Origin of the sequence: Paraburkholderia panacisoli (genome assembly GCF_008369935.1) — a bacterium.
Lineage (GTDB): Bacteria > Pseudomonadota > Gammaproteobacteria > Burkholderiales > Burkholderiaceae > Paraburkholderia > Paraburkholderia panacisoli.
The window spans coordinates 253,573-273,338 of sequence record NZ_VTUZ01000001.1 but is presented as its reverse complement, the minus strand read 5'-3'; the positions used below and the strand labels follow the sequence as shown (position 1 = coordinate 273,338).

General features: G+C 65.5%; 16 protein-coding genes. 4 read left to right on the top strand and 12 right to left on the bottom strand.

All coding sequences use genetic code 11. The features are described 5' to 3' along the window. Positions 1-203: 203 nt before the first annotated feature. The gene (hrpA, locus tag FVF58_RS01280; protein ID WP_149668138.1) at positions 204-4,571 is read right to left on the bottom strand and encodes an ATP-dependent RNA helicase HrpA; all 4,368 of its coding nucleotides are present in this window, start codon (positions 4,569-4,571) and stop codon (positions 204-206) included. A 22-nt stretch (positions 4,572-4,593) separates the two neighbouring features. Here hrpA and argA point away from each other — a divergent pair, with 22 nt between their 5' ends. Together argA and FVF58_RS01270 are read left to right on the top strand one after the other, a co-directional pair. Beyond that, positions 4,594-5,982: an amino-acid N-acetyltransferase gene (gene argA, locus FVF58_RS01275; protein ID WP_149668137.1), complete on the top strand. Its 1,389-nt coding sequence runs from the start codon at positions 4,594-4,596 to the stop codon at positions 5,980-5,982. A 113-nt stretch (positions 5,983-6,095) separates the two neighbouring features. Beyond that, on the top strand, positions 6,096-6,368 hold the full coding sequence (locus FVF58_RS01270) for an oxidative damage protection protein (protein WP_007181244.1): 273 nt from the start codon (positions 6,096-6,098) through the stop codon (positions 6,366-6,368). Here the strand turns inward: FVF58_RS01270 and FVF58_RS01265 are convergent. Continuing rightward, a complete protein-coding gene (locus FVF58_RS01265) occupies positions 6,347-6,619 on the bottom strand; it encodes a hypothetical protein (RefSeq protein WP_149668136.1) in 273 nt (90 codons plus the stop codon). The two genes, FVF58_RS01270 and FVF58_RS01265, sit on opposite strands and share 22 nt — an antisense overlap. Before the next feature lie 440 nt (positions 6,620-7,059). Between FVF58_RS01265 and proP the strand changes: the two genes are divergently transcribed. Continuing rightward, positions 7,060-8,562, top strand: coding sequence for a glycine betaine/L-proline transporter ProP (gene proP / locus FVF58_RS01260; RefSeq protein WP_246216903.1), 1,503 nt, complete (start codon positions 7,060-7,062; stop codon positions 8,560-8,562). A 114-nt stretch (positions 8,563-8,676) separates the two neighbouring features. On the opposite strand, the gene FVF58_RS01255 is transcribed toward proP, so the two are convergent. The 8 genes from FVF58_RS01255 to FVF58_RS01220 all read right to left on the bottom strand — a co-directional run bounded on the left by FVF58_RS01255 (position 8,677) and on the right by FVF58_RS01220 (position 16,881). Next, positions 8,677-9,165 (bottom strand): metallophosphoesterase family protein, encoded by a 489-nt coding sequence (locus FVF58_RS01255; protein ID WP_149668134.1) that lies wholly within the window; start codon positions 9,163-9,165, stop codon positions 8,677-8,679. A gap of 25 nt (positions 9,166-9,190) precedes the next feature. Beyond that, positions 9,191-9,997, bottom strand: a complete 807-nt coding sequence (locus FVF58_RS01250; protein ID WP_149668133.1) for a hypothetical protein — start codon at positions 9,995-9,997, stop codon at positions 9,191-9,193. 3 nt (positions 9,998-10,000) lie between these two features. Continuing rightward, complete coding sequence (locus FVF58_RS01245) at positions 10,001-10,576, bottom strand: TMEM175 family protein (RefSeq protein WP_149668132.1); 576 nt, start codon at positions 10,574-10,576, stop codon at positions 10,001-10,003. 202 nt (positions 10,577-10,778) lie between these two features. Then, positions 10,779-11,147, bottom strand: coding sequence for a cupin domain-containing protein (locus FVF58_RS01240; RefSeq protein WP_149668131.1), 369 nt, complete (start codon positions 11,145-11,147; stop codon positions 10,779-10,781). A gap of 53 nt (positions 11,148-11,200) precedes the next feature. Next, positions 11,201-12,613 (bottom strand): FAD-containing oxidoreductase, encoded by a 1,413-nt coding sequence (locus FVF58_RS01235; RefSeq protein ID WP_149668130.1) that lies wholly within the window; start codon positions 12,611-12,613, stop codon positions 11,201-11,203. A 137-nt stretch (positions 12,614-12,750) separates the two neighbouring features. Beyond that, the gene (locus tag FVF58_RS01230; RefSeq protein WP_115105230.1) at positions 12,751-12,939 is read right to left on the bottom strand and encodes a hypothetical protein; all 189 of its coding nucleotides are present in this window, start codon (positions 12,937-12,939) and stop codon (positions 12,751-12,753) included. Between the two features lie 314 nt (positions 12,940-13,253). Next, positions 13,254-15,566 carry a putative bifunctional diguanylate cyclase/phosphodiesterase gene (locus FVF58_RS01225; protein WP_149668129.1) on the bottom strand — a complete coding sequence of 771 codons (2,313 nt, stop codon included), beginning with the start codon at positions 15,564-15,566 and terminating at the stop codon, positions 13,254-13,256. 370 nt (positions 15,567-15,936) lie between these two features. Further along, positions 15,937-16,881, bottom strand: coding sequence for an SH3 domain-containing protein (locus FVF58_RS01220; RefSeq protein WP_149668128.1), 945 nt, complete (start codon positions 16,879-16,881; stop codon positions 15,937-15,939). Between the two features lie 339 nt (positions 16,882-17,220). On the opposite strand from FVF58_RS01220, the gene FVF58_RS01215 reads away from it, so the two are divergent. Then, positions 17,221-17,823, top strand: a complete 603-nt coding sequence (locus FVF58_RS01215; protein ID WP_149668127.1) for a lysozyme inhibitor LprI family protein — start codon at positions 17,221-17,223, stop codon at positions 17,821-17,823. 146 nt (positions 17,824-17,969) lie between these two features. Here FVF58_RS01215 and FVF58_RS01210 read toward each other — a convergent pair whose 3' ends face one another. Then, positions 17,970-18,512, bottom strand: coding sequence for a nucleoside deaminase (locus FVF58_RS01210; protein WP_188130680.1), 543 nt, complete (start codon positions 18,510-18,512; stop codon positions 17,970-17,972). Positions 18,513-18,555: 43 nt separating this feature from the next. Continuing rightward, complete coding sequence (locus FVF58_RS01205; RefSeq protein ID WP_149668126.1) at positions 18,556-19,725, bottom strand: BMP family ABC transporter substrate-binding protein; 1,170 nt, start codon at positions 19,723-19,725, stop codon at positions 18,556-18,558. Positions 19,726-19,766: the final 41 nt, after the last annotated feature.

Sequence of the window (19,766 nt, the reverse complement as noted above, 5' to 3'; positions counted from 1 at the left end):
CCGGGGGCATGCGTCCATGATGGCTTAGGCGTGGTTGCGGCATTAGCGAGCGCGGGTCCCAAAGGGCCCGCGCCCGTTGCACGTGACGTCACTCTCACAACGTGTGGCGTCGCGTGCAGTTCGAGCCACGCAAAAAACGCAACCTCGCGCTGCCGACGCCTTCAAACGTGTAGTACGCGCGGCGCCACCCGCGCTGGCCCCACTCAGCGCTGCATCGACTCCCAAACCTTGTGCAACCGCTTCACCGAAACAGGCATCGGCGTACGCAACTCCTGGGCGAACAGCGAAACGCGCAATTCCTCCAGCAGCCAGCGGAACTCCGACAGTCGCGGATCCAGCACGCCGCCACGCTGCGACACCGCACGCTGATAGTTCTGCAACAGCGGCTGAAACTCGGCGAACTGCCGCGCGTCGCGTGCCGGGTCCGCCTTCAGCTTGTCGATACGCAGCGTCATCGCTTTCAGATAGCGTGGAAAGTGCGCCAGTTGCATGTACGGCGTATCGACCACAAAGCGCTTGCCGATCAACCCATCGAGCTGATTCTGCATGTCCGCATGCGCGGCCGCGAACGACTTCGCCTGCACCAGCTTTTTCGTCACGCTCGCGTATTCGCCGAGAATCTGCCCGACCAGACGCGCGATTTCCTGAGCCAGCAGCGTCAGACGGCTGCGTCCCTCGTCGCGTCGCGTATGGAAACTGACGTCATCGTCGGGCAGCGGGTCCTGCAGACACGCGCGATCGAGCGCGGTGTCGATCAGTTGATCGCGCAATTCTTCCTGCGTGCCGCGCGGCATGAACTGCATCGCCATTTCGCGCAGGCCCGGCAGATTCTTCTCGAGGTATTTGATCGGCTCCTTCAACTGCAACGCAAAAAGCCGGCGCAATCCCGCGCGATGAATCCGCGCGGCTTCGTCCGGCGAATCGAACACTTCGACGTCGCAATGGGTGCCGCGATCCACCAACGCCGGGTAGCCGAACAGCGTCTGGCCGCCGCGGCGAATCTCGAGCAACTCGGGGAGCTTGCCGAAATTCCAGGTCGTCAGTTTTTCATACAGCGCGGTGCCCGCCGTGCCACCTTGCGGCGCGGTTTGCGGGCCGGCCCCGGCCCCGGCCGCGCCCTTGCCGCGCTGCGCGGCGCCACCTACCAACCCAACCGCCCCTGCTCCTTGCGCAGGCGCCGCGACACCGCCGCCACCCGCATCCGCCAGGGCCGCGCCCGCCGCGCTCGACGCGATCTTCTGGAAATGCTGCTGCGCCTGGCCGCCGAGTTCGGCGCGCAGTTGCGACAGGTTACGGCCCATCGCAAGCTGCCGCCCGTGCTCGTCGACGACCTTGAAGTTCATGAACAGATGCGGCATCAAGGTCTCGAGCTTGAAGTCCGACTGCTTCATCGCGACCTGAGTCTGCTCGCGAACGTCGGCGATCAGCGACTCCAGCAAACCGCCCGCACCGAAACGCGGACCCCCGTGCCGTTCGGCGAACCCGGCCGCGTATTCCGGCAACGGCACGCAATGCCGCCGCAACTTCTGCGGCAAGGATTTCAGCAGCAGTTGCGCCTTCTCTTTCAGCATGCCGGGCACGAGCCACTCGCAGCGGCGCGCATCGACCTGATTCAACGCATACAGCGGCACGGCGAGCGTGACGCCGTCGCGCGGCGAACCCGGCTCGAAGTGATAGGTCAGCGCCATCTCGACGCCTGCCATCGTCATCCGTTTCGGGAACAGATCGGTCGTCACGCCGGCGGCTTCGTGCCGCATCAGATCGTCGCGCGACAGATACAGCAGGCGCAGCTTGTCTTCCGGCTGACCGCTCTTTTTCACCTCGTCGCGATACCAGCGCTCGAACGACGCGCCGGTGTAAATGCCGTTCGGCAACGCCTGGTCGTAGAAAGCAAAAATCAGCTCGTCGTCGACTAGCACGTCCTGGCGACGCGACTTGTGCTCCAGTTGTTCGATCTCGGCGAGCAGCTTGCGGTTGTGCGCGAAGAACGCGAGCTTTGTATCGAACTCGCCTTCGACCAGCGCGCCGCGAATGAACAGCTCGCGCGCACGCGCCGGGTCCTGTTTGCCGAAGCTCACGCGCCGCCGATGATAGATCGGCAGACCGTACAGCACCGCCCGCTCGAACGCCGATACCTGCGCCGCACGCTTCTCCCAATGCGGCTCGGAAAGCGACTTCTTCAGCAGATGCGCGCCGATCTTCTCGACCCACTCCGGCTCGATCTTCGCGATACAGCGCGCGTACAGACGGCTCGTCTCGACCAGTTCGGCGGCCATCGCCCACTTGCCCGCCTTCTTCACCAGCGCCGAGCCCGGCCACAGATAGAACTTGATGCCGCGCGCGCCGAGGTAATACGGTTCGTCGTCGGCTTTCAGGCCGATGTTGCCAAGCAGACCGGTCAGCAGCGCGAGATGGATCTGCTCGAAAGTCGCTTCGGCATCGTTCAAGCGCCAGCCATGCTCGCGCACCACCGTCAGCAATTGCGAGTGCACGTCGCGCCATTCGCGCAGTCGCAGCTGCGACAAGAAGTTCTTACGGCATTCCTCGTGCAACTGCTTGTTCGACTTCTTGTGCGCGATCGCTTCTTCGAACCAGTTCCAGATCTTGAGCCACTGCAGGAATTCGGACCGCTCGTCGGCGAACCGGCGGTGCGCCTGGTCGGCCTGCTCCTGCGCTTCGATCGGCCGGTCGCGCGGGTCCTGCACGGACAACGCGCTCGCGATGATCAGCACTTCCTTCAACGCTTGCTGATCGCGCGCGGCCAGAATCATCCGGCCGACGCGCGGATCGAGCGGTAGGCGCGCGAGTTCGCGGCCGAGCGGTGTGAGCTGATTGTCGTCATCGACCGCGCCGAGTTCGTTGAGCAGCTGATAGCCGTCGGCGATCGCGCGGCCGGGCGGCGGCTCGATAAACGGGAAGGTCTCGATCGCCGTCAGATGCAGCGACTTCATCCGCAGAATCACCGACGCCAGCGACGAACGCAGAATCTCCGGATCGGTGAAGCGCACGCGGCCCTGAAAATCGCTTTCCTCGTAGAGACGAATGCACACGCCGTCGGCGACCCGGCCGCAGCGCCCTGCCCGCTGATTCGCGGCGGCCTGCGAAATCGACTCGACCTGCAACTGCTCGACCTTGTTGCGATATGAGTAGCGCTTCACGCGCGCGAGGCCGGTATCGACCACGTAGCGAATGCCGGGCACCGTCAGCGAGGTTTCGGCGACGTTCGTCGCCAGCACGATGCGGCGCGTGTTCGAGGTGCGGAACACGCGCTCCTGTTCGGCCGCGGACAACCGTGCGAACAGCGGCAGAATTTCCGTATGCGGCGGATGATGCTTGCGCAGCGCCTCGGCGGCATCGCGGATTTCGCGCTCGCCGGGCAGGAACACCAGTACGTCGCCGGGGCCTTCGCGGCACAGTTCGTCGACGGCGTCGACGATCGCTTCCATCAGATCGCGATCGGTTTCGCGCTGGGTCTTCGGGCGCTCGCCACGTGCGGACGAAGATCCCGACGACGTGCCTTGCGCGGCCTTGACCGCCGGGCTGTCCTCGACGACCGGCCGGTAGCGCACCTCGACCGGATAGAGCCGGCCGCTCACCTCGATCACCGGCGCGGGCTTGTCGTCGCTGCCGAAGTGGCGCGCGAAGCGGTCGGCGTCGATGGTCGCCGAGGTCACGATCAGTTTCAGATCGGGCCGCTTGACGAGAATTTCCTTCAGATAGCCGAGCAGGAAATCGATGTTCAAGCTGCGCTCGTGCGCTTCGTCGATGATCAGCGTGTCGTACGCTTTGAGCAGCGGATCGGTCTGCGTTTCGGCGAGCAGGATGCCATCGGTCATCAACTTGACCGACGCGCCCGGCGACAGGTTGTCGGTGAAACGCACCTTGTAGCCGACCACTTCGCCGAACGGCGTGCCGAGTTCTTCGGCGATGCGACGTCCGGTCGCCGATGCGGCGATCCGGCGCGGCTGCGTGTGGCCGATCAGACCCGCGCCGCCGGCGCCGAGACCACGCCCTAGCGCGAGGCAGATTTTCGGCAGCTGGGTGGTTTTGCCCGAGCCGGTTTCGCCCGACACGATCACCACCTGGTTCTCCGCAATCGCTCTCGCGATCTCGTCGCGGCGTGCGGAGACCGGCAGCGCTTCGGGGAACGTGATCGGCGGAATCGGATTCGGTTCGACGACGCGCGGCGCACGAGGCGCACGCGGTTCACGTGGCGGGCGCGGTTCACCGGCTTGCCGCGATTCACCCTCCGCTTTACTAGTTTCTCGCGGTTCACGGCGGCCGGCATTGCGCAACCCGCCGCCCGCTTGCGGCGATTGTTGAGCCGACGCGCCGGCTTCGCGACGCGCGGCTCCGCCTTCGGCGTTTTTCGCCGCGTCGCGGCGCGGCTCGCGCGGCGGATTATTTTTCTGCGCGGACGACGGCGCGCCTTCCACCGCACGACGCGGCTCGCGCGCCGCATGCGGCTCGTTGGGCTGGACGCGCTTGGGCGCGGCGCCGGCGTTCACCTGATCGGCGGCCGGGGCCGGATTCTCGTTTGCCGCAGCGGGACTTTTGGGTACATTCGACATGGGGGCGCATTATAATCCCGGCATGAATTCCCAAACCGACCTCGTCCCCGCGCCCGCGAGCGTTCCGGCCCCTGCCGGAACAACGGAAGACCTCGCCCAGCATGCGCAATTCGTCGACTGGATGCGCTCAGTCGCCCCTTATATCCATGCGTTCCGCAACAAGACGTTCGTCGTCGGATTCGGCGGCGAGGTGGTGCATCAGGGGCTCCTGAACGCGCTGGTATCCGACATCGCGCTGCTGCAGGCCATGGGCATCCAGATCGTGCTGGTGCATGGCTCGCGACCGCAGGTCGAAGAGCAGATGAGCCTGCATGGCGTCGAATCCGAGTTTTCGCACGGCATGCGCATTACCGACGCGCGTGCGCTCGAGTCCGCGAAAGAAGCGGCCGGCGAAGTGCGTCTGGACATCGAGGCCGCGATCAGCCAGGGCTTGCCGAACACGCCGATGGCGCACGCGCACATCAGCGTGGTGTCGGGCAACTTCGTGACGGCGCGGCCGGTCGGCATTCTGGATGGCGTCGACTTCGCGCACACCGGGGTGGTGCGCAAGATCGATGCGGATTCGATTCGCCATTCGCTCGCGAGCCGCAAACTGGTGCTGCTGTCGCCGCTCGGCTTCTCGCCCACCGGCGAAGCGTTCAATCTGGCGATGGAAGACGTGGCCTCGGCTGCGGCGATCGCGCTGCGCGCCGACAAGATCGTGTTCCTGACCGAAACGCCCGGCCTGATGGAAGCCGGCGAAAACGGCCCCGAACTGCTGCGCGAACTGTCGCTCGACGACGCCTACAAGCTGCACGAGAGCGGCGAAGTCACCGGCGACGCGGGCTTCTATCTGAAGCACTCTATCCGCGCGTGCCGCGGCGGCGTCGCGCGGGCGCACATCATCCCGTACGCGCTCGACGGCAGCCTGCTGCTGGAACTGTTCCTGCACGACGGCGTCGGCACGATGATCTCGTACGAGAACCTCGAAAGCCTGCGCGAAGCCACGCCGGACGACGTCGGCGGGATTCTCTCGCTGATCGAGCCGCTCGAGGCGGACGGCACGCTGGTGCGGCGCGGCCGCCATCAGATCGAACGCGACATCGACCATTTCTCGGTCATCGAGCACGATGGCGTGCTGTTCGGCTGCGCGGCGCTGTATCCGTATCCGCAGGAGCGCATCGGCGAAATGGCCTGCCTGACGGTCGCGCCCGAGGCGCAAGGCACCGGCGACGGCGAGCGCCTGCTCAAGCGCATCGAGCAGCGCGCGCGGGCGCGCGGCCTGACGCGCATTTTCGTGCTCACCACGCGCACCGAACACTGGTTCCTCAAGCGCGGCTTCGTCAAGGTCACAGTCGACGACCTGCCTGAAGATCGCCGCAGACTCTATAACTGGCAGCGCAAGTCGCTCGTGCTGATGAAACAGCTCTGAGCGGCGCCATATTAAAAGCGACTGCCCGCCCCACATTAATTCAGTAACCATTTTTCATGGGACCGGAGTAAGTGCTGAAGCACTAACTCCGGTCGACAAAGGAGAAGCACAGCATGACTCGTATGGTTCAATGCGCGAAGCTCGGCAAGGAAGCCGAAGGCCTCGATTTCCCGCCGCTGCCGGGCGAACTCGGCAAGCGGATCTACGAAAGCATTTCGAAGGAAGCCTGGCAGGCATGGTTGAAGCAGCAGACCATGCTGATCAACGAAAATCGCCTGAATATGGCCGATCCGCGCGCACGCCAGTACCTGATGAAGCAGACCGAGAAATTCTTCTTCGGCGAAGGCGCGGATACCGCGCAGGGTTACGTGCCGCCGTCGGCCTGAGAAAGCGTTTTAGCGACGCGAGCCGTACCGACAAAATCCGCGCCACGAGCGCGGATTTTTTTCGCCTTTTCGTCGCGTTTTTTGCCGCCGGCCTTCGCATGGACACCGGCCGCAAAACTACCCAAACGGTTCATTTCCAGTCGCTCCAAAGACCCGTTTGCCCATTGCCGCAATCCGCCCGAATCCCCCGCCTGCCAAGGGATTACGCGCTCCAGCCACCCCTGCTCCGAAAGCCCGGTTTGCACGATCATCCGCCATCGTGCTATCATGTGCATCGTTCCAACAGCAATTCACCTTCATTAGCATTTCTTTTCATTGTGGCCCGCGCTGCGCGTGCCAACCTGAATCGAACCGTTTTTATACAAGAAGGCTCGTCGGTCGTTTCCCCGTTTCATGTCGCCTTCATGAGCGGCGAGCAAGCACCGGCCTTTTTCCTTTCAAGCCTTTCAGCGGCGCGCGGGCCAGCTTTCAGCCACCCCGGCGTCCTCATGCATCTGCCCCCCTTCCACGGCCACGCAGGTGCAACAGTCAGCACAATCTAGACGAGTGTTTTTTCGCGAGATGTCTCGCGAGGCACGGGCGTTGTGTTTTCTTTTGCGCCCCACTCCGTCGCCTCCGGTGACGGTGAGGCCATCGCTTTGCTCGCGAAATCACACCTCCCAGCAACCGTGGCGGAACGTTCATGCGCGTCATGAGTTTCGTCGCAGTCATTGGAGTTTTCACCTTGACCGCTTCCAGCAACGGCTTCTGGCGACACCATAAAGAAGAACAACGCCTCTCTCTGGACGACATCACCGTCGTCGACCAATCTCTCCTCAAGCGGGCCGTCGGCGCGATGGCGCTCGGCAACGCGATGGAATGGTTCGATTTCGGCGTGTACAGCTACATCGCCGTGACGCTCGGCAAAGTGTTCTTCCCGTCGTCGAATCCGTCTGCGCAGTTGATCGCCACGTTCGGCACGTTCGCCGCGGCGTTCCTCGTGCGGCCGATCGGCGGCATGGTGTTCGGGCCGCTGGGCGACCGCATCGGCCGTCAGCGCGTGCTGGCGATGACGATGATCATGATGGCGCTCGGCACCTTCGCGATCGGCCTGATTCCGGGCTACGCGTCGATCGGCATTTTCGCGCCGGTGCTGCTGCTGGTCGCGCGACTGGTGCAGGGCTTCTCGACTGGCGGCGAGTATGGCGGCGCCGCGACCTTCATCGCCGAGTTCTCGACCGACAAGCGCCGTGGCTTCATGGGCAGCTTCCTCGAGTTCGGCACGCTGATCGGCTACGTGCTCGGCGCGGGCACGGTGGCGGTGCTGACCGCGACGCTGTCGAACGACGCGCTGCTGTCGTGGGGCTGGCGCGTGCCGTTCCTGATCGCGGGGCCGCTGGGTCTGGTGGGTCTGTACATCCGGATGAAGCTCGAAGAAACGCCTGCGTTCAAGAAGCAGGCCGAGCAACGCGAAGCCGAAGACAAGGCGCTGCCGAAGCAGTCGTTCCGTCAGTTGCTCGCGCAGCAATGGAAGCCGCTTCTGCTGTGTGTCGGCCTCGTGCTGATCTTCAACGTCACCGACTACATGGCGCTGTCGTATCTGCCGAGCTATCTGTCGGCCACGCTGCACTTCAACGAAACGCACGGCCTGTTCCTCGTGCTGCTCGTGATGATCCTGATGATGCCGATGACGCTCGCCGCCGGCCGCCTGTCCGACACGATCGGCCGCAAGCCGGTGATGCTGTTCGGTTGCCTGGGTCTGTTCACGCTGTCGATTCCCGCGCTGCTGCTGATCCGCATGGGCACGGTGCTGCCGGTGTTCGGCGGCCTGATGATTCTCGGCGTGCTGCTGTCGTGCTTTACCGGCGTGATGCCGTCGGCGCTGCCGGCGCTGTTTCCGACCAGGATCCGCTACGGCGCGCTCGCGATCGGCTTCAATATTTCGGTGTCGTTGTTCGGCGGCACGACGCCGCTCGTGACCGCATGGCTGGTCGACCGCACCGGCAATCTGATGATGCCCGCGTATTACCTGATGGGCGCGTCGCTGATCGGCATCGTGTCGGTGCTCGCGCTGCGCGAGACCGCCCGCAAGCCGCTGCTCGGCTCGGGCCCGTGCGTGGCGACGCGCGCCGAGGCCCATGCGGTGCTGCGTGGCGAGCGTGAAGCCGAGGAGATGGATGAAGGTTACGCGGCTGCCGCAACGGCGCGTGCGTAAGCGCGGGTGGCGCGATAGCTTGCACGCGATATTGAGCGTGACGCTTTAATCGCGCGGCTTGAATCACGTTCCGTTCGGAAAGCGGGCCGACAAGAATTTGCCGGCCCGCTTTTTTTACGTCAGCAGCGAGTCGAAACTCGCGCTCGCGCGCGCGCCGTCGACGATCAGCATGCCCGCGCAAACCGGCAGCTTGAAACGCCGTGGCCCCGCGCTGCCGGGGTTGACGAACAGCACGCCGTCGCGCTCGCTGATCGACGGCTTGTGCGAATGGCCGCTCACCACCACGCCGACGCCCTCGCTGCGCGGGTCGGCGCCCAGATCGGCGATATCGTGCACGACGCGGATCGTCACCTGCTGCACGGTCAGTGTCGCGTGAGTCGGCAGTGACGCGGCCCACTCGCCGGTGTCGTTGTTGCCGCGCACCGCCGTGACCGGCGCGATGCGCGTCAGTGCGTCGAGCACCGCCTGATGGCAGATGTCGCCCGCATGAATGATCGCGTCGCAGCCGGCGAGATACTGCAAAGCTTCGGGACGCACGAGGTTGTGCGTGTCGGAGATGAGTCCGATGCGGGTAAGCGAAGAGCGAGCGTTGCGCGAAGTCATGGGGTCCAGTATCGGCCAGACGGCCTCACTCCACCTGCTGCGCGGCAAGCTCGCGCGTTACCGCCTGCGTAGGCCGCCTCGCGCCGAGCATGCGCCTTGTCGTGCCTTGCACGGCGATCGACACCAGCGCCGCGCACGCAAAGCTCAGCCACACACCGTAGCGCGGCAGCATGGCCGCGGTCACCGCGAAGAATGCTGCGAACGAGGCGCGCCCGATCACCATACCGCGCATCAGCAACGCGACAAAGTCCGCACCGTGCGCGCGCTGCGCCGACACCGCGAGCACGATGCCGAGCAACGGAAACACCGACAGCAACCCGCTCCAGGTCGCGCCCATCGACGCGGACAAAGTCGTCACCGCGACGGTCAGCAGCGCGCCAGCGAGCATGCGCACAGCAAGATCGGCGAGTCCGACGCGCGCCGCCGGCACATGGCCCGTCACGCGCGGCAAACCGCTTTGAGACACCGCCACGGCCACGCATGCCGCCGCCACCGCCCACCCAGGCGAATCGGGTAGATGCACGAGCAGCAGCGCGAGCGCGAGCCACCCCGCCAAGCCGGCAACCAGCGCGAGCGGCCAGCCCACGCGCCGGCAGCTCCACGCATACGCGAAATTGAATGCTTCGGACGCCGCGATCGCCGCAATCGATGCCGCCGACGCTTGCGCCGCGAACGAGGGCCCGCGCTCCAGCGCGAGCAGCAGCACGATCGATCCGGCGACGACCGGCAGTCCCGCGAGCCATCCCGCCACCGACGGTCCCCACACGCGCGCAGCCGCCGTCAGCGCAGCCAGAAACGCCGGCACCAGCACGAGCTTGAGCGTCAGCAGCATGCTTTACGCTTCCAGCACGTGTTCGATGCGCCGGTCCGGCACCAGCCACCACGCCGCGGCAAGCGTGTAGAGCGCCGCCGAGACCCATGGCGAGACGAAGGCGAGCACGATGCCCGCCAGATAGATCACCACCGAGACCTTGCCCTTGAAGTCGCTGCCGACCGCTTTGGCGATGGCCGACTCCTTGCCGTGTTCGCGGATCAGCACGCGAGTCAGGATGAAATACGCGATCGCCGACATGAACAGCACGACGCCGTACATCGCGGTCGGCCAGGAGGCCAGATGGTTTTCGCCGGCCCAGTGCGTGACCGCGGGCAGCAGCGACAGCCAGAACAGCAGGTGAAGATTGGCCCACAACACCGCGCCGTTGACCTTCTGCACGGCATGGAACATGTGATGATGATTGTTCCAGTAGATGCCGACGTAGATGAAGCTCAACACGTACGCGCAGAACACCGGCAGCATCGGACGCAGCGCGGCGAGATCGAAGCCGTCCGGCACTTTCAGTTCGAGCACCATGATCGTGATGATGATGGCGATCACGCCATCGCTGAAGGCTTCGACACGTCCCTTGCCCATCGGTCAATTTCCTGAGAATGAATGCGATTGGGCGCACAGCCCGTCCGCGTTGCGCAGACCACCCGCGCCGCTGCCGATTATCCGCGATGCCGCGAGGCTTTGTCGATGCGCGTGGCCTTCTGACCGGAGCGCATGCGCGCAGGCTCGCCTCGCTCGTGCACTGCGCGAATTCACGATGTGTGCTGTGGGCTGTATGCGTCGGTCAACCCGGCGCGCCGTCCGCGTCCGGATAGTAGACGGCGAGCCACACGCTCGGCTCCGTGTCGCTGGTCCATGCGACCCGATGCCGGCAATGCGCTTCGATCAGCACGTGATCGCCCGGCTTCATCGGATGCGGCGTTGGCTGGCCTTCGAACTCGAGCGTGGCCGCGCCGCTCAGCAACACGACCCACTCGGCGCGCGGACTGTCGTACCAGAAGCCAGGCGGGCTCGCCTGTCCCGTCGACACGATCCGCTCGATCGTCACGCCGCTTTGCTCGACGAGCGCGTCGATCTGCTCGTCGGCGGCCGGCGACGCGGATACGCGCGCCGCGTGCTCGAACAGATTGCCGGTGGCGAGTGCGTGTTTCATTGTTTGCGAAAGATCCGTGATGTGCCGTGCCGACGCCCGCGCCCCGCCGCCGCTCATTCCATCGGTTTGAGTTCGTCGAGCAAGGTCGGCACCAGTTCGCTGATCGTCGGATGCACGTGCATCGCGTACTGCAGGGTCGGATACGACGCCCCCGCCGTCATGATGTCGATGAAGTTGTGAATCGCCTCGTCGCCTTCGACGCCGTGAATCGCCGCGCCGAGTATCTTTTTGCTTTGCGCGTCGACCATCACCTTCATGAAACCGTCGGTCTCGCCGCGTTCGCGCGCGCGCCCCACACGCGACATCGGCATGGTGGCGATCAGCGCGTCGCGCCCCGTCTCCCGGCGCATCTCGCGCACCTCGGCCTCCGACATCCCGACCCGCGCGAGCGGCGGATCGACGTACACCGCGTAGGCCATGATGCGCGTATCGACGCTGCGCGCGCCGCCGCCGAGCAGATTGGCCGCGACGATCTGGAAGTCGTCATAGGACGTATGCGTGAACGCGCCGCGTCCGTTGACGTCGCCGATCGCCCAGATGCCCGGCACGTTGGTGCGCAATTGGCCGTCGACCGGAATCGTGCCGTGCTTGTCGGTCGCGATGCCGGCGGCTGCCAGGCCGAGGTCGTCGGTATTCGGCACGCGGCCGGTGGCGAGCAGCAGGTGCGACGCTTCCAGCGCGGGAACGTTCTGCTCGAAACCGATGCACACTTCGTTCGCTCGATGTGGATGCGGTTCGACACGTGTGGGCTGCACACCGAAACGGAACTCGACGCCTTCGCGGGCGAGCACCTTGCGCACCGATTCCGCGAAATCGGCGTCCTCGCGCGTGAGCACGCGTTCGCCGCGCACCAGCACGGTCACCTGGCTGCCGAAGCGTCGAAAGATCTGCGCGAATTCAAGCGCGATATAACTGCTGCCGACGATCACCAGATGACTCGGCAGATCCGTCAGTTCGAGCAGATTGGAGTTGGTGTAGTAGTGAATCCGCTCGAGGCCTTCGAGCGGCGGCACGATGGCGCGCGTGCCGGTGTTGATGAAGATTTCGTCGGCGCTGAGTTCGCCGGTCGGATGGCCGTCGGGGCCGCTGAGCGCGAGCGTATGCGCGCCGGTGAAGCGCGCGTGGCCGTTGAACACAGTGACGTTATCCGTGCCACGCAGCCATTTCTCGACGCCGTCGCGCGACTGGCCGATGATCTCGTCCTTGCGCGCCTTGACCGCCGCCAGATCGACGCTGACCGGGCCGCTCACGTGCACGCCCAGCTGCGCGGCATGACGCGCGACGTGCGCCGCGCGGGCACTCGCCACATACGACTTGGTCGGCGTGCAGCCGACGTTCACGCAGGTTCCGCCAAAAGCCCCCCGTTCGATCACCGCGGTCTTACGGCCGCTTTGAGCAAGACGCACGGCGAGCGGCGAGCCGCCTTGTCCGGTACCGATCACGACTGCGTCGAAGTGCTGTGGCATGGCAATTCTCCCGAGGCTGGGGTGCAGGTCGTAGCATCTTACCCTCAGTGCCTCGGGTCCCCATGCCGGGGTGCGGATCGTGGTTTGTGGTTTGTTGCTGCCGCTTACTGTTCGCCGCGAATTTTCTCCGTCTGCGCTCAGGCGTGGCAGTGGACGGCGCAGATCAGTTCGCGCGAACGCTGCAGCGCGGCCTGCGCGCCGCGCGCCGCGACAACCCAGCCGACCTGGCCGAGATTGAAGTCCTGCGACACCATCACCTGCATGAGGGCGACCATCGGCAACACCACCGACGGCCGGTAAAGCTGGTTTCTGATTAAGGCTGGCATGACCATTCCCATCGCGCGGCGCCGTTGCGGAATCGCGCTCAATGTACGTTTCGATGGGTGAATTTTAGGGAGTGCGAGACCGCGGATAAATACCGGAAACGCGAAGGCACTTGTTTGGGAATCTGAACAATCGAACCCGGAGCCTGCCTCAGTCAGGGGTGGTTTGCCGCGTTCGGCCCCGGCGCGCAAGGGTTTGCGCGTTCAGGCGATTGGCAGGATGCGGGCGCAGGCGGCCGCGGCCGCCTGCGCATTCGCCGCGTTTCACACGTTCACGGCGCTCATCGCACTCAAGGCGCCCATGGCATTCAGCGCGCTCAAGGCGCGGCGCCAGCCACGCTCAACTGCGCATCGCACAAACTCCGCGCATACGCGCTCGCGCCGACCGGCCGGCTGTACAGATACCCCTGCTGCTTGTCACAATCGATCGCGCGCAAAAAGGCCGCCTGTTCGGCGGTCTCCACCCCTTCCGCGGTGACGTTCATCCCGAGCGAATGCGCCATCGCCACCACCGCCTGCGTGATCGCAATCGAATCGCGATGATCCGGCAAGCCCGCGACGAACGACCGGTCGATCTTCAGGTTATGCAGCGGGAAGCGCTTCAGATACGACAGCGACGAATAGCCGGTGCCGAAGTCGTCGACGGAAATGCGCACGCCCATTTCATTGAGTGCGTTCAGCATCGGCAGAACGGTGTCGGTGTCGTGCATCAGCAGGCGTTCGGTGATCTCCAGTTCGAGCGCCGCGGGCTCGAGTCCGGACTCCGACAGACAGCGCTCGACGCGCTCCAGCAAGCCGTCGTTGAATTGCCGCGGCGACAGATTCACCGCGACGATCAGCTGCGGCGCCAGCGTGCGCCGCCATTGCGCGACCTGCGCGCAAGCCCGCGCCAGCACCCACTCGCCGATCTCGACGATCAGCCCGGCGTCCTCGGCCACCGGAATGAATTCGCCCGGCGACACGTTGCCCAGCTCGGTGTTGTACCAGCGCAGCAGCGCCTCCGCGCCGATCGTGCGGCCATCCTGGCTGTCGACGATCGGCTGGTACACGAGGCTCAGTTCGTCGGCGGCGAGCGCGCGCCGCAACGACTGCTCGATCGTGAAACGCCGCTGCAGATGCTGATTCAGCTCGGCGGTGAAGAACTGGAAGTTGTTGCGGCCGCGCTGCTTCGCGTGATACATCGCCGAGTCGGCGTTGCGCATCAGCGTGGCGACGTCCTGGCCGTCCTCAGGAAAGAGGCTGATGCCGATCGACGCGCCCAGGTAGTACTCGTTGCCCGCCACGGCGAACGGCACCGCGATCATGTCGAGGATGCGGTGCGCGATGTCGATCAGATGCCCGGTGTTATGGTAGTCGCTGACCACGATCACGAATTCGTCGCCGCCCACGCGCGCGAGCGTGTCGTTGCGCCCGACGCAGGCCGACAGCCGCTCGGCCACGCTGCACAGCAGCGAGTCGCCGGCCTCGTGACCGGCGGTGTCGTTGACCTTCTTGAAGCCGTCCAGATCGACGAACAGCACGGCGACGCTCTCCAGCTCGCCCGAGTCGTCCGGCGCGGCCGGTTCGAACAGATCGCGCATCCGCTGGGTGAGATAGGCGCGGTTGTAGAGGCCCGTGAGCGAGTCGCGGGTGGCGAGGAACTTGAGCTGCCGCTGCGCCTCGCGCACCGGGCCGATGTCCGTGAACGAGACCAGCACCGAGTCCGGCTCGGTTTCGCCGGGCCGCATGATCGGCACGACGTTCTCCGTAATCCACACGACGCCGCCGTCGTGCAGCTCCACGCCGATCGTGATGCCGAGCAGCGGTTTGCCGGTCGCCAGCACCTGCGAGGTCGGACGCTCCGCCTCGGTCACGAGCGAGCCGTCCTCGTGATACGCGCGCGCCATCACCGTGCGAATACTCTGGCCGACGATGCGCGGCCCCACGCGCAGCATGCGTTGCGCACTGGGGTTGCAGGCCAGCACGATGCCCGCGCGCGACTGCACGACGATGCCCTCGCTCAGGTGATCGACCACCAGCCGATGATGCTCCTCGCTGTGCGCAAGCCGCTGCGCCATCACGTCCTGATGGACCGCGAGACCGACGCTGCTGCCGATGTCGCGCAGGATCGCTTCTTCCTCGGCGCTCGGACGGCGCCGCGTGCGGTAATACACCGCGAACGCACCGAGCACCACGCCGGCGTCGTTTTCGAACGGCACGGACCAGCACGCGCGCAAGCCGAGCGGCAACGCGAGATGGCGGTAATCCGCCCACAGCGGATCGGTTTCGATGTCTTCGACGATGACGAGGCGCCGCTCGTACATCGCGGTGCCGCACGATCCCGCTTGCGGACCGATCGCGACGCCGTCGATCGCCGCGCTGAAATGCGGCGGCAACGTCGGCGCGCCGCCGATTCTGGCGTGCACCCCGTCGGGGTCTAGCAGCAGGATGGAACAGGACGCGCCCTCGCCGAGCAGCGCTTCCGCGCGGCGGCATACCTCGTCGAGCAATTCGGGCAGCGGCGTGTTGCGGGTGATCAGCCGCAGCACGCTACGCTCCGAGGCCAGCACCTCCTCAGCGCGATCCGGCCGGTAACGGGTGCCCTCCGGCGACGCTCCGATCGTGCCATCTGATGTAGCTTCGCAAGTCATATATGCGCCCCCCAACCCAACATCGGCAACTTAGTGTACGCGGCGCACCGGGGTTTACACGAACCGTGCGCGGAATTTTTGAGATGTGTGGCTTTGAGGTGTGTGGCGTGTGGGCTGTGGTGTGGGCCTGGCTGCGGACTGGGGCGGGTTGTGGGGGAGCGCGTTGATAGAGTTGATGGACGGTGACGGCAGGCACCGGAGGCACGCTGAAACAGAGGCGCGACGTGCCGATGCGAATGGGGTAAGCCGCTAATTCGTTGCCGCCACCGAGACAGCGGTCGGACGCTCCGGTTCGCTTTGGTTCGCTGGGGATCGGATTGGAGTCCGCCGAAGCCGTGCCTCGGCGGCGGCTACGGCGGGTTTGTGCATTTCAACCTCCGCCGCCAGGTGGATGGCCGCCGCCACCGCCTTGCGATTGACTACTTGGCGGACGTTCGCCGCCCCCGCCCTGGGAACCGCCGCCTGGCGGTCGACCGCCTCCGCCGCCCTGCTGACCACCCGGCGGCCGTCCTCCCGCGTTCCCCGGCGGCTGACCACCCGGCGGCCGTCCCCCTGCATTCCCCGATGGCTGACCGCCCGGCGGCCGTCCTCCCGCGTTCCCCGATGGCTGTCCACCCGGCGGCCGTCCTCCCTGATTTCCCGGCGGCTGACCGCCCGGCGGCCGTCCCCCCGCGTTCCCCGGCGGCTGTCCACCTGGCGGCCGTCCTCCCTCATTTCCCGGCGGCTGACCACCCGGCGGCCGTCCCCCTGCATTCCCCGGCGGCTGACCACCCGGCGGCCGTCCTCCCGCATTCCCCGGCGGCTGACCACCCGGCGGCCGTCCTCCCGCATTCCCCGGCGGCGGGCCGCCCGGCCGCGCACCCGGATGCCCAGGCGGGCGTCCCGCCCCGGGGCGCGGCGGGGGCGGCGGCGCATGATGCGCCCAGCGCGATTGCTGGCCGTACCAGGGCCGGCCGCGATAATAATTGCCCCAGTAATCGGTGATCGAAAATCCTATGATCGGCAGGCCGATCAACGTGCCGTAGTTCATCAGCGGCACATTGCTGCCCTGATAAGGTGAACTGAGCCGCGACGCATACACCCAGCCACGCAGATTCGGTCCCGCGATATCGCACCACTGGAAATTGCTGATGCACCCCATCACCGTGACCGGGACGCCGCCCGGCAGCTGCGTCACAATCGGGTAGTCCGGCGCGGGACCCGCCCGCACGTTGACCCTGCTGGTCGTGTAAGCCTGCGACTGCGCGCTGGCCGCGACGGGCAACGCCAGCAAGCCGGCTGCCATACAAAGACATCGGACGACGCGTTGTTTCATTCTTTCTCCCGTTTCAAGGGCCGCGCCTACTTGCCGGCCCGTGCGCGTTTGAATGCCTCAGGTGCTGCAAGCACAGGCGATGACGCCGCGTCACGCGGCTGCTCGTGGTGCCTCCGCACGGCGCGTGGCTGACAGCGCCTCCGTCAACGACCTGCGCGGCGTGCGCGCCACCTACTGACTGCCGCTACGCCCTCGAAGCCGTCCACTCCGCTTCCCCCGTCCGTACAAAGCAAGATTTGGTAACGACCCGGGCGAAGTCACGCGTTTTTCGGGCGTCTGTCTTCCCGCCACACGGCTGATCATCCCTGCATGAAAAACCCACGCCCCGCCGGGACCGCCATGAAAGTCATCCGCCCGCTTCTGATCGCCGGCCTGATGCTCGCGCATCAGGCCGCCTACGCCACCAGCTTCGACTGTCACAAGGGCCGCTCGCTGACCGAGAAAATGATCTGCAACGATCCCGCGCTGTCCAGGCTCGACGACACGCTCGGGCAACTGTACTGGAAAGCGCGGCGGCGAGTCGCCAACCGCCGCGCGTTTCTCGACGACAGCGACAGCAAATGGGCGTGGCGGGAAACGAATTGCCGGGATACCGCGTGTCTCGCGACCTGGTACGCGACGCGTATCGATGAATTGCAGCGTCTGATCGACAGCATGCAAACGGGGACGCCGCCTGCACCTTTGGTGACACCGTCGCCCGATCCGCAGCTTGCGGCCGAGCCGGCCGGCCGGCGCAAACCGCCACCGACATTAGCGCCTGCCGCCGCCACGACGCTGCTCGAATGCACCGCCGCGAATCCCGGGCCGGTGATAAACGAGCAGTGTTCGACCGTGCTCGGGCAGACCGGCAAGCCATGGAAATACGAGCCGCGCGGCGGCGAATGGTTTTGCGGCGTCGCGATGTTGGGGCCGGTGCAAATGCAGGCGAACGCTGCGCAGTGAGAGAGCGTGGTGGGGGGCTACATCCACAAACCAGCATGCACGCGTGCATGCTGGTTTGTGGCGCTGCGTAAAGCCTTAACCAACTGCCGCCCAGGCAACGGCAACCGCGAACGCCGTGGGTTGCCACTATCGGCCGCTAGCGACCACTATCGACCGCTCCAGAATCGCCGTTGAACCTCCATCACCTCGGCTTCCATCTCGGCGACCGGCCCGATCACCTCGACCGCTTTCTGACAGTGATCGAACACATAACGGCAATCCACGCTCATGGTCGGATTTTCCGCATGATCACCGGTCGCCTCCAGCAGACGCTTCTCGGTCATCCCGAACACCACCCGGCCGATGTTGGCCCAGTACATCGTGCCGGCGCACATGCAGCAAGGCTCGACCGACGTGTACAGCGTGCAGCTCCACAAGTACTCCGGCGTGAAGTTCAATGCCGCCACGCGCGCCAGCACCGACTCCGCGTGATTCACCGTATCGACGTTGCCCTGCTCCATCAGCACGGTTTCCTGGTCCGGTCCGACCAGCACCGCGCCGAATGGATGATGTCCCAGCAGCGTCGCCCGCTCGGCGACCCGGCTCGAATGCCGCAGATGCCGCACGATCTGCTCGGGCGTAGGCGTCAATCCCTGCGGCGGATAGTTCACCGCCTGCGCGGCGGCCTCGTTCGAGACGGTCAGACTCACGGGCGATCTCCTTCGATAATAGTCAGGTTCACCATTCAATTGATTACTTCGGCAGAGACCCGTCGACGCCTTGCACGAACCAGTTCAGACGCAACAGTTCCGCGTCGCTCAGCGACTTGCCGGCGGCAACTTTCATCGCGCCCGACTGATCCGCGATCGGACCGGCAAACGGATTGAACCTGCCGGAGATGATGTCGTCGCGCTTCTGGCTCAGCGCCTTTTGCGCGGCCGGCGACACCGCGCTGGTGTTGATGTCGGCGAGGTCGATCGCGTTCTCTTTCAGCCCCCACCATACCGGCGTGTTATTCCACGTGTTCGACATCACCTGCTCGACCAGATGCGAGTAATACACGCCCCAATTGCTCACGCATGCGCCGAGTTGCGCGTTCGGCCCGAACTTCTTCATGTCGGAGTCCCAACCGAACGCATGGACCTTCTTCTGCTCGGCGGTCTGCATCGTCGCCGTCGAATCGGTGTTCTGGATCAGCACGTCGGCGCCCTGGCCGATCAGCGTCTCCGCAGCCTGCTTTTCGCGGCCCGGATCGAACCAGCTGTTGATCCACACCACCTTCACGCGCGCGTTCGGGTTGACCGAGCGCGCGCCCATCGTGAACGCGTTGATGTTACGCACCACCTCAGGCACCGGCACGGAGCCGACGAAGCCCAGCGTGTTCGACCTGGTCGTATAACCCGCGACCAGACCCGCGAGGTACGCGCTCTGGTAGGTGCGCACGTCGTAAGTCGCGAAGTTGCCCGCCTTCTTGTAGCCGGTCGCGTGTTCGAACACGGTGTCCGGAAAGTCCTTCGCGACCTTCAGTTCGAAATCCTGGAAGCCGAAGCTCGACCCCACCACGATCTTGTTGCCCTTGGCCGCGAGGTCGCGGAACACGCGCTCCGAGTCCGCCGACTCCGGCACGTTCTCGACCCGCGTGACCTTGATCTTGTCGCCGAACTTCGCCTCGACTTCTTTCACGCCCTGCTCGTGCGCGTAGGTCCAGCCAGCGTCGCCCGGATTGCCGAGGTAGACGAAGGCGATGCCGACCGGCTGCGTACTGGCCGCTGCCGCCGTCCCGGCGCCGAGCGCCAGAGCCGCGGCGACGCTGGCGCCGACGCTCGTGGCAAACGCAGCGGCGGCCAGCACGGTGCGCACGGCCTTGCCGCGCGATGAGGGGTTCAACGTTGGGTTCAGCCTTCGCGCCAGCTTTGTTTTCATGGGTTCTCCGTGGATAGGTGAGCGTGCCTGCCGCAGCGCCC